The sequence below is a fragment of the Mycobacterium sp. E2327 genome (genome assembly GCF_001672675.1).
In the GTDB taxonomy this organism is placed as follows: Bacteria; Actinomycetota; Actinomycetes; order Mycobacteriales; family Mycobacteriaceae; genus Mycobacterium.
Genome location: NZ_LZKE01000116.1, coordinates 98340 through 112654, shown reverse-complemented (window position 1 = coordinate 112654; position 14315 = coordinate 98340). Strand labels below are relative to the sequence as shown.

Below are 14315 nucleotides of genomic sequence, written 5' to 3'. Positions count from 1 at the left end.
CTCAGGTGAGCGGGTCGGCGATCGTCGACTCCGCCAGTTGCGACAACCCCTCCCGCACGTGGCGGGCCCACATCGTGCCGATGCCGTCGACCGATTGCAGGTCGTTGGCGCTGGCCGCCAGCAGGCCCTGCAGCGTTCCGAAGGTCCGGACCAGCAAGTCCGCGTGGGCGAACTGCAGCCGCGGGATCCCCGCCATGGCGCGGTACCCGCGCGGGCTGAGCGCCGAGTCCTGCGCCTCGGTCGTCGTCGGGTAGCCGAAAACCTTTGCCAGCGAAGTGAAGTCGAGCAGTTCGGTATCCGACAGCGCGTCCAGCTCATCCAGGGTCGCGGTCATCTGCGCCTCGGAAAGCGGCTCGGGGCTGGCGTGGTAGTCGCGCACGATCAGCTCACGGGCCAGGTCGTTGCCGCCCAACAGCTCCTCGAGCTGCAGCCGCAGTTGGCGCCCGTCGGTGCCGAGCTCGACGCAGTCGTAGTCGATCACCAGCCCGATGCGCCGGACCAACTCGAGCCGCTGCACCACCGTCATCACGTCGCGCAGGGTGACGAAGTCCTCGATCTCCATCCGGGACAGCTGCCTGCTGACCTCGTCGAGCCGGGTCTTGTACCGCTCCAGCGTCGCGATGGCCTGGTTGGCCCGCGACAGGATGGTCGCCGAATCGGCCACCACGTGGCGCTCGCCGTCGACGTAGACGGTGACGATGTTCATCGAGTGGCTGACCGAGATCACCGGGTAGCCGGTCTGGATCGCGGCCCGCTCCGCCGAGCGGTGCCGGGTTCCCGATTCGTCGGTCGGTATCGACGGGTCCGGAACCAGCTGCACGTTGGCCCGGACGATGCGGCTGCCGTCGGTGGACAGCACGACGGCGCCGTCCATCTTGGACAGCTCGCGCAGCCGCGTCGGCGCGTACCGGACGTCGAGGGCGAAGCCGCCGTCGCAGATGGCCTCGACGTTGTCGTCGTTGCCCAGCACGATCAGCGCGCCGGTGCGGCCGCGCAGGATGCGCTCCAGGCCGTCGCGCAGCCCGGTGCCCGGCGCCAGGCGGGCGACGGTCTCACGCAGTGTCGGACGGGTCACAGCGTGTCATTGTGCGGCCCCACTGCGTTATGCGTCCAGCCAGTGCCGCGCTCGGCGATGGCTTTCATGTGTCGCAGCGCCGCGTCGATGGTGGGTGCCCGCAGCGCTCGCATCCCGCCCGGCACTATCTCGCGGCGCGGATCGTCGCCGTCGGGGATGAGCGCGATGCTGAATCCCTGACGCACGGCCTCACTTAGCCGTCGCTCCATGCCGCTGACCCGCCGCAGGTCGCCCGCCAGCCCCACCTCACCGATCATCACCGCCGTCGTCGGCAAGGGCAGGTCGGAATACGCCGAGGCCAGCGCCATCGCGACGGCGAGATCCGAGGACGGGTCGGTCAACCGCATGCCGCCCACGGTGGACAGGTAGATGTCGTTCATGGCGACGGCCAACCTGCCGTGCTTCTCCAGCACGGCGGTGATCATCGCGGCGCGGGAGTGGTCGATGCCGCTGACGGCTCGGCGCGGCGAGCCGCCGCCGGGCGTCGCCAGCAGCGCCTGGACCTCGCCGATCAGCGGCCGCTTGCCGTCCAGCGTCACCGTGATCGCGGTGCCGGCGACCGGCGCCGGCCGCTGATCCAAAAAGAGGTGCGACGGGTCGGCGACGCCCTCGATTCCGTTGTCGTGCAGCGTGAAGCAGCCCACCTCGTCGGCCGCGCCGAACCGGTTCTTGATGCCCCGGATCATCCGCAGCGTGCCGCTGCGGTCGCCCTCGAAGTGCAGCACCACGTCGACGAGGTGTTCCAGGGAGCGCGGCCCGGCGATGGCGCCGTCCTTGGTGACGTGGCCGACCAGGATCATCGCGACGCCGTTGGCCTTGGCGGCCGCGGTGAGCGCCGCGGTCACCGCGCGCACCTGCGTGACCCCGCCGGGGACGCCATCGGCCTCGGTGGTGGACATGGTCTGCACCGAGTCCACGATCACCAGCGCGGGCCGGACCGTGGCGATGTGTTCGAGCACCGTGTGCACGTCGGACTCGGCGGCCAGGTATACCTCGTCACCGCCGCAGTCGATCCGGTCGGCGCGCAGCCGGATCTGGCCGGCGGACTCCTCACCGGAGATGTACAGCGCGCGCCGGCCCGACTGGGCCCAGCGGTGGGCGACCTTGAGCAACAGCGTCGACTTGCCCACGCCGGGATCACCGGCCAGCAGCGTGACGGAGCCGGGCACCACGCCGCCGCCGAGCACGCGGTCGAGTTCTCCTATGCCGGTCGAGCGGTGGTGGCTGGCGGTCGGCTCGATGGAACTGATCGGAACGGCCCGCGAAGCCGCCCCCGCGGGACGCCGGGCGCGTCCACCCACCGCGGCGAGCGCGGGCACCTCGTCGACGGTGCCCCAGGTGCCGCACTCGAGGCAGCGGCCCACCCATTTGGCGGTGACGTGCTGGCATTCCGAGCAGCGATATTGGGAGCGCGCATGTGCCACGTCATGACGGTATCGGGCCGGTGTGACAAGCCCCGGAAAGACAGGCCGAGTCAGGCGGGTTGTGCGCCCACTCCCGCCGAAATCGGGACCAGCAAGGTGGCCGGCCCGGCCTTCTCGAAGTTGAAGGTGAAGCTGTAGGTCAGGCCGTTGCTGATGGGCTTGGCCAGGGCCACCGTCGCCTTGACCGCGTTGTTGATGGGGCCCGGCGCCACCTTCGGGCCGTCGGGCGTGCCGATGAACAGCGTGCCGCCCGCGGGCAGCCGGCCGTCGCCGCCGATCGTCACGGCGCCGACGTCACTGGTGATGCTGACCAGCCGGTCCGGGACGTCGGGCGACTGGTTGACGGCGACCGCCACCAGGTCCACCGTCTTGCCCGGCTGCAGGAAGTCGCCGGTCTGGACGGCTTGCATCCGGACGTCGCGCAGCGCCACGTTGTTGACCGTGACCTTGTTGCCGTTGACCGCCGGTTCCTGGGTGGCCATTTGGGAGATCTGACCGGCTCCGCAACCGCTGAGCAGGGCGGCGACCAGGGCGACCAGACCGACGACGGCGAAGCGGTTCACTCAAAGCCTCCTGCTCGGCTGACCCACCATGTCAGTGGTTCGACTATGCAACTATGCACAGTAGTAGGAAGGTCTTCGCGACGGTAGCGCAGGGCACCGGACCAGCGCGGCAGGGCCCCGCAGGGGTGGCTGCTCGGGCCCGATCGGGACCGGCGTAGTGTGACCCCTTGCACGTCCCGCTCCGCCTGTCAACCCCTAATCCGCCCGTGTTGTGCCCCTGACCTGCACCGTTGTTCCGCACGCCTAGGGCCGCCGTGCTAGCATGAAGTAACGAAAGGGGCTCGAATCAGATGATCTTCAAGGTCGGCGACACCGTTGTCTATCCACATCACGGTGCTGCGTTAGTCGAGGCGATTGAAACCCGGACCATCAAAGGGGAGCAAAAAGAGTATCTCGTCTTGAAAGTCGCGCAGGGTGACCTGACCGTTCGAGTACCCGCCGAAAACGCCGAGTACGTCGGTGTTCGCGACGTTGTTGGCCAGGAGGGCCTGGACAAGGTCTTCCAGGTTTTGCGCGCTCCCCACACGGAAGAGCCCACCAACTGGTCCCGCCGCTATAAGGCCAACCTGGAAAAGCTCGCCTCCGGCGACGTGAACAAGGTGGCCGAGGTGGTGCGCGACCTGTGGCGCCGCGACCAGGAGCGCGGACTGTCCGCGGGCGAGAAGCGCATGCTGGCCAAGGCCCGCCAGATTCTGGTCGGTGAGCTGGCGCTAGCCGAGAGCACCGACGACGCCAAGGCGGAGACCATCCTCGACGAGGTTCTGGCCGCCGCTTCCTGAAGGCCCTGACGCTCTGGTGGCCGACGAAACCGGCGTCCCGGGCAAAGTAGTTGCAATCGTCCCGGCCGCCGGGTCGGGTCAGCGGCTGGCCGCCGGCATCCCGAAAGCGTTCTGTGAACTCGACGGGCGCACCCTGCTGGAGTGCGCCGTCTCCGGGCTGCTGGATTCCGGCGCCGTCGACCACGTCGTGGTGGCCGTGCCCGCCGACCGTATCGACCAGGCCGGGCAGCTGCTGGGTGACCGGGCCGCCGTCGTCGCCGGCGGCGCCGACCGCACCGAATCGGTGCGCCTGGCGCTGTCCGCCCTGCCCACGTCCGCGGAGTTCGTCCTCGTGCACGACGCCGCCCGGGCGTTGACGCCGCCCGGGCTGATCGTGCGGGTGGTCGACGCGTTGCGGTCCGGCCACGCGGCCGTCGTGCCCGCGCTGCCGTTGTCTGACACCATCAAGGCCGTGGATGCCAACGGGGTGGTCCTGGGCACGCCGGAGCGGGCCGGCCTGCGCACCGTGCAGACGCCGCAGGGCTTCGCCACCGATCTGCTGCTGCGCGCCTACGAGCGCGCGGGGACCGCCGATTTCACCGACGACGCGTCGCTGGTCGAACACGTCGGCGGCCAGGTGCAGGTGGTCGACGGCGACCCGCTCGCCTTCAAGATCACCACCCGGCTGGATCTGTTGTTGGCGCAAACGGTCGTGCGGCGGTGACCGAGCTGCCGCGGGTCGGCGTGGGCACCGACGTGCACCCGATCGAACCCGGGCGGCCGTGCTGGCTGCTGGGGCTGCTGTTTCCCGACGACGACGGCTGCGCCGGCCACTCCGACGGCGACGTCGGCGCGCACGCGCTGTGCGACGCGCTGTTGTCGGCCGCCGGGTTGGGCGATGTAGGGGCGGTGTTCGGCGTCGATGACCCGCGCGTCAAAGGCATCACCGGCGCCGACATGCTGCGGCACGTCGTCGCGCTCGTCTCCCGCCAGGGCTATCGGGTCGGCAACGCCGCCGTGCAGGTGATCGGCAACCGCCCCAAGGTAGGCCCGCGGCGCGCCGAGGCGCAGGAGGTCCTGTCGCGTTTGGTGGGGGCGCCGGTCTCGGTGTCGGCGACGACGACGGACGGGCTGGGTCTGACGGGGCGCGGCGAAGGCTTGGCCGCGATCGCGACCGCGCTCGTCGTGCGCAATCGAGTGAGCGTCCTGTAGGCCACGCGCTCGGCCGGGCGCCCCGAAGTACCCGGTAAGCTGGCACGTCGTGACCGATCGCCCCAATTTGCGGCTTCACGACACGGCAGCCGGTGCCGTGCGTGATTTCGTTCCGCTGCGCGACGGGCACGTCTCCATCTACCTCTGCGGCGCAACGGTTCAGGGCCTGCCGCACATCGGGCACGTCCGCAGCGGGGTGGCCTTCGACATCCTGCGCCGCTGGCTGATCGCCCGCGGCTACGACGTGGCGTTCATCCGCAACGTGACCGACATCGAGGACAAGATCCTGGCCAAGGCCGCCGCGGCCGGCCGGCCGTGGTGGGAGTGGGCGGCCACCTACGAACGGGCCTTTAGCGCCGCCTACGACGCCCTGGACGTCATGCCGCCGTCGGCGGAGCCGCGGGCCACCGGGCACATCACCCAGATGGTCGAATTAATGGAACGCCTGATCGAAACCGGCCACGCGTACGCGGCCTGCGGGGACGTGTACTTCGACGTGCTCAGCTACCCGGAGTACGGCGCGTTGTCCGGGCACCGGGTCGACGACGTCCACCAGGGCGAGGGCGTCGCGACCGGCAAGCGCGACCAGCGCGACTTCACCCTGTGGAAGGGCGAAAAGCCCGGCGAGCCGTCCTGGCCCTCGCCGTGGGGCCGGGGGCGTCCCGGCTGGCATTTGGAATGCTCGGCGATGGCGCGTACCTACCTCGGGCCGGAATTCGACATCCACTGCGGCGGGATGGACCTGATCTTCCCGCACCACGAGAACGAGATCGCACAGAGCCGCGCCGCCGGGGACGGCTTCGCTCGCTACTGGCTGCACAACGGCTGGGTGACCATGGGCGGCGAGAAGATGAGCAAATCGCTGGGCAACGTGCTGGCCATCCCGGCGATGTTGCAGCGGGTGCGCCCGGCCGAACTGCGTTACTACCTGGGCAGCGCCCACTACCGGTCGATGCTGGAATTTTCCGAAACCGCCCTGCAGGACGCCGTGAAAGCCTATGTGGGAGTGGAGGAGTTCCTGCACCGAGTGCGCAGCCGCGTCGGCGCCTTCGAGCCGGGCGAGTGGACGCCCAAGTTCGCCGCGGCCCTCGACGACGACCTGGCGGTGCCGATCGCGCTGGCCGAGGTGCACCACGCCCGCGCCGAAGGCAACCGGGCGCTGGATTCGGGCGATCACGAGGGCGCGCTCAAGCACGCCGGCGCCATCCGCGCGATGATGGGCATCCTGGGTTGCGACCCCCTCGACGAACGCTGGGAGACTCGCGACGAGACGTCGGCCGCGCTGGCCGCCGTCGACGTGCTGGTGGCGGCCGAGATCGAAAACCGGGAAAAGGCTCGCCAGCAACGCAATTGGGCGCTCGCCGACGAGATCCGGGATCGGCTCAAGAACGCCGGCATCGAGGTCACCGACACCGCCGACGGCCCGCAGTGGGAACTGCAGGGCGGTCCAGAAAAGTGACAGTCAAGTAGATGGCCGGCAACTCGCGGCGCCGCGGGGCGGTACGCAAATCCGGCACCAAGAAGGGCGCAGTCGTCGGCTCGGGCGGCCAGCGCCGCCGGGGGCTGGAGGGCCGGGGTCCCACCCCGCCGGCGCACCTGCGCCCCAACCACCCCGCCGCCAGGCGCGCCCAATCGGCGCCCCGCCGGCCCGCCAAGCGCACCGACGAGACCGAAACGGTGCTGGGCCGCAACCCGGTGCTGGAGTGTCTGCGCGCCGGCGTCCCCGCGACCGCGCTCTACGTGGCGCTGGGCACCGAGGCCGACGAGCGGCTCACCGAATCCGTTTCCCGCGCAGCGGATTTGGGGATCGCGATCCTCGAGGTGCCGCGCACCGACCTGGACCGGATGACCACGAATCACCTGCATCAGGGCATCGCGCTGCAGGTGCCGCCGTACGACTACGCCCACCCCGACGACCTGCTCGCGGCCGCGGCCGGATCGCCGCCCGCGCTGCTGGTCGCGCTGGACAACATCTCCGATCCCCGCAACCTCGGCGCCATCGTCCGTTCGGTCGCGGCGTTCGGCGGTCACGGCGTGCTGATCCCGCAGCGGCGATCGGCGTCGGTGACGGCGGTGGCCTGGCGTACCAGCGCCGGGGCGGCGGCGCGGTTGCGGGTGGCGCGGGCACCGAATCTGACTCGGGCGCTTAAGGGTTGGGCCGACAGCGGGTTGCGCGTCATCGGGCTGGACGCCGACGGTGACACCGCGCTCGACGATCTGGACGGCACCGACCCGCTGGTGGTGGTCGTCGGCTCGGAGGGCAAGGGGCTGTCCCGGTTGGTGCGGCAGACCTGCGACGAGGTGGTCTCGATTCCCATGGCGGGCCGAACCGAATCGCTGAATGCCTCGGTGGCCGCCGGGGTGGTGTTGGCCGAAATCGCCCGCCAGCGCAGGGGCTGAGTCCTCTGGCCGAGCAGACAGAAAAGCCCCCGACACGCCGAAGAGTTGGGGGCTTTTGTGTCTGCTCGCGGATGTGGGCCGTGGCGCTGCTGGTGTTGGCGGTGCTGCTTTCCGGGCCGGCGTCCGCGGAAACTCCCGAATTCGACCTGCAGGCCCACCGCGGCGGGCGGGGCGAGACGACCGAGGAATCGCTGCGGGCATTCGCCAAATCGCTCGAACTCGGCGTCAGCACACTGGAACTCGACATCGTCCTATCGAAGGACAGCCAGCCGCTGGTGTGGCACGACCCGACGATCCAGGCGGACAAGTGCGCCGACACCGCGCCGGCGTTCGCCGGCGACCCGGCCTACCCCTACGTCGGTAAGTTGGTGCACGAGCTCACCCTGGTGCAGATTCGCACGCTCGATTGCGGCAAGCGGCTCGCCGAGTTCCCTGACGCGGAGGTGGTGCGCGGCAACAAGATCGCGACGCTGCCGGAGGTCTTCGCGCTCGCCGACTCGTACCGGGCCGGCGTGCGCTACAACGTCGAAACCAAGGTGGAGGCCGACCACCCGGGAGCGTCGGCCGAACCGCAGGAATTCGTCGACGTGATACTGGCCGCGGTTCGGGCGGGCGGCAAGGTCGATCGCGTGGAAATTCAGAGCTTCGACTGGCGAACCCTGCCCATGGTGCACCGGGCCGAGCCGTCAATCCCGTTGGTGGCCTTGTATAACGAGGAGACCTGGTCCCCGGGCTCGCCATGGCTGAACGGCATCGACGCCGGTGCCGTCGGCGACCCGACGCTCGGGGCGCTGCTGGTCGGCGCCAACGCCGTCTCGCCAAACTATGCGCTGGTCACCGGAAAGCCCTACGTCGATCGCGCGCATTCGTTGGGGCTCAAGGTGATTCCGTGGACGGTCAACGACGCCGACGCCATGCGCCAGCAGATCGCCTACGGCGTGGACGGCATCATCACCGACTTCCCGACCCGGGCCCGCGCCGTCATGGCCGCGCTCGGCATGCCGCTGCCGCCGGCCTACCGCCGGGGCTAGTGCGCCACGCTGTTTGCCAAAACCCCGGCTGCCGTGTCCATCTCGTCGCTGCCCTGGCGGCGGGCACGGACGGCTCGCCAGATCATCCCCGGGCGCAGCAGCTTGGTCGCGGGGTCGACCAGCGAGGTCACCCGGACGAACTGATCCACCACGGCGACGTCGGTTTCGGCCGCCTTGAGAACGCGATCCAGGTACCCGTTCAGCAGCCGCGCGGACAGCGGCGCGGTGCCCTCGATCTCGGGCAGCGCAAGGTCGGGGTTGGTTGACAGCTGCCAGGCCTGGCGGATCGGCACCGCCGCCGCGCGGAAGAACCGCCGCGCCAAATCGTCTGTGCCGCTTGACAAGCAGTCGTGCAGCGCCAGCGCCTCGAGTGCGGCCACGGTCATGCCCTGGCCATAGACCGGGTTGAAGCTGCACACTGCGTCGCCGGTGACCAGCAGGCCCTCCGGGAAGCGGCGCAATTTGTCGTAACGGCGCCATTGGCTGCACGGCATCTTGTGGCGCACCGGCTCGCCGATCGGTTCGGCACGCCGCACCGCGTCCAGCAGGTGGCCGGGCGCGCAATCGGCCACGAAATCGCACATCGCCGCAAGGTCGCCACCCTCGGGCTCGTGACCGGCGATGCCGATCACCGTGAAGATCCACGTGTCGTTCTCGCAGTGCAGCAAGCCGACGCCTCTGGGGGTGCCCGGCACGATGCCGACCAGGAAACCCAGTTCGTGCGGCGTATCCGCGGCCATGCGCAGGCGCTGGCTCGCGTAGGTCAAGTGCACCACCACACGGTCCTCGGACGGGCGGTCGTATCCCAGACCCTCCAGCCACCCCGGGGTGTGCGCGGCACGGCCGGTGGCGTCGACCACCAAATCGGCCTTCAGCACGGCGCATTCGCCGGTGCGGCGGCTGACCACCCGCGCCCCCGTGACGCGACGGCGATCGGGGGTCGCGGTCAGGCCGACGATGTTGTGCTCGTCCAGCACCACGACGTTGGGGATCTCGCGCACCCGCCGACGGACGTGACCCTCCACGAAGGGCCGCGTCGCGCAGTAGGCCGTAAAAGACGTGGCGCTGCCGCTTTGCGCCAACAGGTGCCCGCCGACGTTGTAGTGGAGCCGCGACAGATCGCGCCCGTCGAAGTACTGCGCGCCGTCGAGAACCAACTCGTCGAGCACGCCGGGGAAGAATTCCTCGATCACCTGGGCGCCGCGGGGCAACAGGGCGTGCAGGTGCCGCCCCTGGGGAACGCCCCGTCGACCGGCGTGGTCGTCGGGCAGCGGGTCGCGCTCCACCACCGTCACCGTGTCGAAGAAATCGGCGAGCGACCGCGCGGTCAGCAGACCGGCCATGCTCGCTCCCAGTACCACCGCGTTACTGCCGATCTTGATCATGCTTACCGCCTTCGCCGAGCCGCCAGCTGACAAAAGCGATGCTCACAGCAAACCGTGGGCGCCGATAGCGTAGTCGGCTACGCCACTTCGCCGCCGGCGTCGCCGATCCGGCACCGAAACGCGGATGAAATGGCCTGTTAGGCGCGGAGACAACCGGTTATAGTCGCCGAGTGATCAGCGGTAAACCGCTGACCGGGCGGGACAGCGAACTGGCGCTCGTCCGTCGCGCCCTGGGCGGGGCTGGCAACCACTCCGGCGTATTGATCGCCGGAGCGGCCGGTGTGGGCAAAACCTGGTTGGCCCGCGAAGCGCTGCGGCGCGCCGAGGCTTCCGGTGAGCGCACGCAGTGGATCGTCGGCACCGAATCCGCACGTGCGCTGCCGCTCGGGGCGTTCATCGGCCTGCTGGGCGAGGCGATGTCGGACCCGCTGACCAACGTGCGGCGGGTGATCAATTCGTTTGTCGCACAACAGCGACGCGGTCGCGTCGTGGTCGGGGTTGACGACGCGCACCTGCTGGACGGCTTGTCCGCCCTCGTCGTCCACGAGCTGGCCCAGTCGGGCGGGGTGCGGCTGGTGGTCACGATCCGCACCGGCAGTGACGAACCGGATGCCGTGACGGCGTTGTGGAAGGAGGGATTGCTCGCTCGCCTGGACCTCGAACCGCTTTCGGCCGCGGCCACGCGCGAGGTGATCGAGAGCACGCTGGGCGGTCCCATCGACGCGCGTTGCGCGACCCGGTTCCGGAAGCTGACCGGCGGAAACACGCTGTTCCTCCGGCAGTTGCTGTCCGATCAGGTCGCGGCGGGCCAGATGCGGCAGGTCGCCGGGGTGTGGATATGGGACGGCGATGTCGCGGTGTCGCCGAGCCTGTCCGACACGGTGGGCCGCCAGCTGGGTCGGCTGAGCCCAAAGCCGGCGCTGGTGATCGACATGCTGTCGCAGTGCGAGCCGCTCGCCGTCGATGTGCTGTGCGACTTGGTGCCCCGCCGGGATTTGGCGGTCGCCGAAAGCATGGGCCTGGTGAGCGTCGAACGCACCGCCGGCGGGTTGATGGCCCGGCTGGCACATCCCCTGTTCGGCGAGCTGCGCCGCGCGAGCGCCGGCGAGATGTACTTGTCGTCGCTCCGGGGCAAGCTCGCTTGCCGACTGGCCAAAAACGCCGACACCGACATGCAGGCCACCGTTCGCCGCGCGCTGCTGCACCTCGAATCGGATCTCGAGCCCGAACCCGACCTGTATCTGGAAGCGGCGCGGCATGCCATGACGCTGCTGGATCTGGACCTGGCCGACCGGTTCGCGACGGCCGCCGCGCGGGCCGGGGCGCCCGGGGCGGCCGGCGTGCGGGCGATGAACCTGGTGCTGCTCGGACGCGGCGAGCAGGCCGAGGCGGCGCTGCGCGATTTGGTCGACGGCCCCGACGGTCACCACTGGGCGACGATCCGGGCGATCAACCTGATGTGGATCCTCAGCAAGCCCGCCGATGCGGGCGTGATCTTGGACGGACTTGCTGCGGGTGCCGAGACCGAGGCGCAGGTCGCCGAACGCCTGGCGGTGCAGGCGTGCCTGGACGCGATATCGGCGCGCTGTGAGCCGGCGGCCGAAAGGGCGCGGAGCGCCTTGGCCTTCGCTGCGCTGCCGGATCTGCACGCGTTGCTGGCCGCGCTCGCGTTGATCATGGCGATGGGCGCACTCGGTGAGGTTGACGGCCTCTCTGGCGTCGCCGAGCAGGCGCTGCGGCGCGCGACCACGTCGTTTCAGGCGTCGCAGTTGCGGTTCTGGTTCGGCGCGGTGTACGGCCGGGCCTGTCGACTGACCGGACGCATCGACGAATTCGTCGGCACCGCAAAGCAATTGGCCGATTCGGCCCGGGACGTCCCCGGCCTGGCCTACGCGAACCTGGCCCTGTTGCTCGGCAACGCCGACCTGGTCCGCGGCGCCGTCACCGACGCGGCCCGATTGCTGCACGAGGCGGTTGCCAGAGTGCAAATGCACTCCGTCACGACGGGTTTGCGCGCGGCCAGCTACTTTGCGCTGGCCGAGGCGCACGCCAAACTCGGCCAGGCCGCCGAAGCGAACGACGCGGCGGCCGGGGCGCGCGCGGCGGTGCCGGCCGACTACCTGTTCATGCACACCGGCTTGTCGCTGGCCGACGGGTGGGCGATGGCGGCGAGCGGTCGCCTCGGCGAGGCCGTCGCCGCCGTGCGGGAAGCGGCACAACTTGCCCGCGACCGCGGCCAGCCCACCCACGAGTTGGCGTGCATCCAGGCCGCGGCGCAGTGGGGCGACGCGTTTGGGGCGGCCCGCGCGGCGGAGCTGGCCGAGGCGTTGTCACTGCCGCTGGCAGACGCGATCGCGCTGCATGCGAAGGCTCTGCTCGGCGGCGACGGCGACGGCCTGCTAGCCGCCTCGGCGGCCTACCGGTCAATCGGTGACAAGGCCGTGGCCGCCGACGCCGCGGCGCAGGCCTCCGTCGCATTCGCCGGAAGCCAGCAGCACAAGCGCGCGCTGTACGCCGCCGCGCTGGCGAGGGAACTGGCTGACGAGTGCGGCGGCCTTTGCACACCGGCCCTGCGAACCCCGGAGGGAATCAAGCTGTCGGGTCGCCAGCGCGACGTCGTCGAACTCGTCGTCGCCGGTCTGTCCAACCGCCAGATCGCCGAGAAGCTGGTGATGTCGGTGCGCACCGTGGAGGGCCACATCTACCGGGCCTGCCAGCGGGTGGGCGCCCAATCGCGCGAGGAGCTGGCCTCGATCGTGCGATCGGGACCGGGCGGCGGGTAGCCGCGGCGGGCCGCGACTGAAATTCGAGTACTCGGCTACTCGTTCGCGCGCCTCAGGTCGGCCGTAGCGTGCCTGCAGAGCCCAGTTGGCCCGACCAGAAAAGGAGTGAGCGATGAAGTACGTAGTGTCTTGGACTTACCGCCTGAACGGCACGGCCGCGGAGAACGACGAAAGCTTGCGACGGGGGTTGGCCGCCTACTCGAAGTGGTCGCCGCCGCAGAGCACCACGTATCACCAGTTTGTCGGGCGCGTCGACGGCGGTGGCGGATTCGCCGTGGTCGAGACCGACAATCCGGCCGACTTGGTCGAGACCACAAGCCAATTCGCCACCATCCTGGATTACCAGATCTATCCCGTCCTCGACATCGCCGACTCCGTGCAGGCGCTGCAGCAGGGCGTGGCGTTCAGGGAGGCGGTCGGCTGAACCACGCGCCTCACACGCCCAGCAACCGCGTGGACGCCCACAGCGCGACCACGGCGACCACCAGCGCGGGGGGCACCGTGCACAACCCGAGGCGGGTGTACTCGCCGACGCCGGCATCGACTTCGTGCCTGCGAAGCACGCGGCGCCACAACAGGTTCGACAGCGAACCCACATAGGTCAGGTTGGGGCCGACGTTCACCCCGATCAGCACCGCCAGAATCGCCACCGGACCGCTGGGCGCGACCAGGGGGAGCAGCACCAGCGTGGCGGGCAGGTTGTTGACGACGTTGGCCAGCACGGCGGCGATCGCGGCGATTGCGAGCAGCGCGGGCAGTGTCGAACCGGACGGGAGCACGGCGGACATGGCCTTGTCCATGCCGTTGAGCATGACCGCCCGGACCACGACTCCCAGTGCCAGCACGAACACCAGGAACGAGACGTGCGCCGAACGCGCGATCTCGGCCACGGACGTGCGCCGGCGGCTCAGGCTGCGCACCGCGAGCACCGCCGCACCCGCGAGCGCCACCCACGCCGGGGCGACCCCGACGGACTGGCCGACCGCGAACCCGGCCAGGGTCAGTCCCACGACCACCAACACGAACACCGGCGGCCGCGGCGCCGGGCCGATCTCCTCGGCGTCGGGCTGGACGCGCAGGTCGCCGGCGAAAAACCAGCGAAAGATCGCGTAGATCACCGCGATCGCGCCCAGCCACGGCAACGCCATCAGCACGGTGAACCGGGTGAACGAGAGGTTCGCGGTGTGGAACGCCAGCAGGTTGGTCAGGTTCGACACCGGCAGCAGCAGGGAGGCGCCGTTGGCCAGGTGAGCGGTGGCATAGGCGTAGGGCCGCGGTGGGGTGCGCAGCCGGCGGACGGCGGCCAGGACCACCGGGGTCAGGAGCACCACGGCGGCGTCCAGGCTCAGCACGGCGGTGATCAGGGAGGCGACGACGAACACCCGCCGCAGCAGGCCGCCCGACGAGACGCGCCCCCGCGCTATCGCCGCGCCCGCCGCTTCGAACAGCCCCTCGTCGTCGCACAGCTTGGCCAGCACCAGGACCGCGCCGAGGAAGGCGACCACTCCCGAGAGCCCGGCCACCTCCTGGGCCGCCTGACGCACCGATATCGCGCCGACCGCGATCACGATGAGCGCCGCCGGAACCGCCGCCACCGCCTCCGGCCAACCCCTCGGGCGGACGACCGCGAACACGAGCACGGCAGCAAGCAACAACAGCGCGGCGGTCAGTCCCATCAAGTTGC

13 protein-coding genes are annotated in these 14315 nt (G+C 70.2%); 8 read left to right on the top strand and 5 right to left on the bottom strand.

All coding sequences use genetic code 11. The annotated features are described in order from the left end of the window. Position 1: 1 nt before the first annotated feature. Genes disA through A5712_RS13665 form a run of 3 tightly spaced genes read right to left on the bottom strand, consistent with a single transcriptional unit; the run spans position 2 to position 3062 of the window. Positions 2-1075 (bottom strand): DNA integrity scanning diadenylate cyclase DisA, encoded by a 1074-nt coding sequence (gene disA, locus A5712_RS13675; RefSeq protein WP_067011390.1) that lies wholly within the window; start codon positions 1073-1075, stop codon positions 2-4. After that, the gene (gene radA / locus A5712_RS13670; protein ID WP_068105719.1) at positions 1072-2499 is read right to left on the bottom strand and encodes a DNA repair protein RadA; all 1428 of its coding nucleotides are present in this window, start codon (positions 2497-2499) and stop codon (positions 1072-1074) included. Before radA ends, disA begins: the two co-directional genes overlap by 4 nt. Before the next feature lie 50 nt (positions 2500-2549). Next, positions 2550-3062, bottom strand: coding sequence for a hypothetical protein (locus tag A5712_RS13665; protein ID WP_068105716.1), 513 nt, complete (start codon positions 3060-3062; stop codon positions 2550-2552). 290 nt (positions 3063-3352) lie between these two features. On the opposite strand from A5712_RS13665, the gene carD reads away from it, so the two are divergent. The 6 genes from carD to A5712_RS13635 all read left to right on the top strand — a co-directional run bounded on the left by carD (position 3353) and on the right by A5712_RS13635 (position 8463). Further along, positions 3353-3841 (top strand): RNA polymerase-binding transcription factor CarD, encoded by a 489-nt coding sequence (carD, locus tag A5712_RS13660; RefSeq protein WP_003419482.1) that lies wholly within the window; start codon positions 3353-3355, stop codon positions 3839-3841. Positions 3842-3857: 16 nt separating this feature from the next. Beyond that, positions 3858-4544 (top strand): 2-C-methyl-D-erythritol 4-phosphate cytidylyltransferase, encoded by a 687-nt coding sequence (gene ispD / locus A5712_RS13655; protein WP_068105712.1) that lies wholly within the window; start codon positions 3858-3860, stop codon positions 4542-4544. Continuing rightward, entirely contained in the window at positions 4541-5032 is a 492-nt protein-coding gene (ispF, locus tag A5712_RS13650) for a 2-C-methyl-D-erythritol 2,4-cyclodiphosphate synthase (RefSeq protein WP_068105709.1), read from the top strand. The genes ispD and ispF overlap by 4 nt, the downstream gene beginning before the upstream one ends. Before the next feature lie 49 nt (positions 5033-5081). Next, the gene (gene cysS, locus A5712_RS13645; protein WP_068105704.1) at positions 5082-6491 is read left to right on the top strand and encodes a cysteine--tRNA ligase; all 1410 of its coding nucleotides are present in this window, start codon (positions 5082-5084) and stop codon (positions 6489-6491) included. Positions 6492-6502: 11 nt separating this feature from the next. Next, positions 6503-7432: a 23S rRNA (guanosine(2251)-2'-O)-methyltransferase RlmB gene (rlmB, locus tag A5712_RS13640; RefSeq protein WP_068105701.1), complete on the top strand. Its 930-nt coding sequence runs from the start codon at positions 6503-6505 to the stop codon at positions 7430-7432. Between the two features lie 71 nt (positions 7433-7503). Further along, positions 7504-8463 carry a glycerophosphodiester phosphodiesterase gene (locus tag A5712_RS13635; protein ID WP_068105697.1) on the top strand — a complete coding sequence of 320 codons (960 nt, stop codon included), beginning with the start codon at positions 7504-7506 and terminating at the stop codon, positions 8461-8463. On the opposite strand, the gene A5712_RS13630 is transcribed toward A5712_RS13635, so the two are convergent. After that, positions 8460-9848 (bottom strand): NAD(P)/FAD-dependent oxidoreductase, encoded by a 1389-nt coding sequence (locus A5712_RS13630; protein ID WP_068105693.1) that lies wholly within the window; start codon positions 9846-9848, stop codon positions 8460-8462. The two genes, A5712_RS13635 and A5712_RS13630, sit on opposite strands and share 4 nt — an antisense overlap. A 170-nt stretch (positions 9849-10018) precedes the next feature. Between A5712_RS13630 and A5712_RS13625 the strand changes: the two genes are divergently transcribed. Next, entirely contained in the window at positions 10019-12631 is a 2613-nt protein-coding gene (locus tag A5712_RS13625; RefSeq protein ID WP_068105685.1) for a LuxR family transcriptional regulator, read from the top strand. A 112-nt stretch (positions 12632-12743) separates the two neighbouring features. Continuing rightward, on the top strand, positions 12744-13055 hold the full coding sequence (locus tag A5712_RS13620; RefSeq protein WP_068105679.1) for a DUF3303 domain-containing protein: 312 nt from the start codon (positions 12744-12746) through the stop codon (positions 13053-13055). 10 nt (positions 13056-13065) lie between these two features. Here A5712_RS13620 and A5712_RS13615 read toward each other — a convergent pair whose 3' ends face one another. After that, positions 13066-14307 (bottom strand): SLC13 family permease, encoded by a 1242-nt coding sequence (locus A5712_RS13615; RefSeq protein ID WP_068105673.1) that lies wholly within the window; start codon positions 14305-14307, stop codon positions 13066-13068. Positions 14308-14315 lie beyond the last annotated feature (8 nt).

Excerpts from the sequence above, each read along its gene's own strand:
- carD (WP_003419482.1), top strand. The coding sequence starts at position 3,353 with ATGATCTTCAAGGTCGGCGACACCGTTGTCTATCCACATCACGGTGCT.
- rlmB (WP_068105701.1), top strand. The coding sequence starts at position 6,503 with ATGGCCGGCAACTCGCGGCGCCGCGGGGCGGTACGCAAATCCGGCACC.
- A5712_RS13635 (WP_068105697.1), top strand. The coding sequence starts at position 7,504 with ATGTGGGCCGTGGCGCTGCTGGTGTTGGCGGTGCTGCTTTCCGGGCCG.
- A5712_RS13630 (WP_068105693.1), bottom strand. The coding sequence starts at position 9,848 with ATGATCAAGATCGGCAGTAACGCGGTGGTACTGGGAGCGAGCATGGCC.
- A5712_RS13620 (WP_068105679.1), top strand. The coding sequence starts at position 12,744 with ATGAAGTACGTAGTGTCTTGGACTTACCGCCTGAACGGCACGGCCGCG.
- A5712_RS13615 (WP_068105673.1), bottom strand. The coding sequence starts at position 14,307 with ATGGGACTGACCGCCGCGCTGTTGTTGCTTGCTGCCGTGCTCGTGTTC.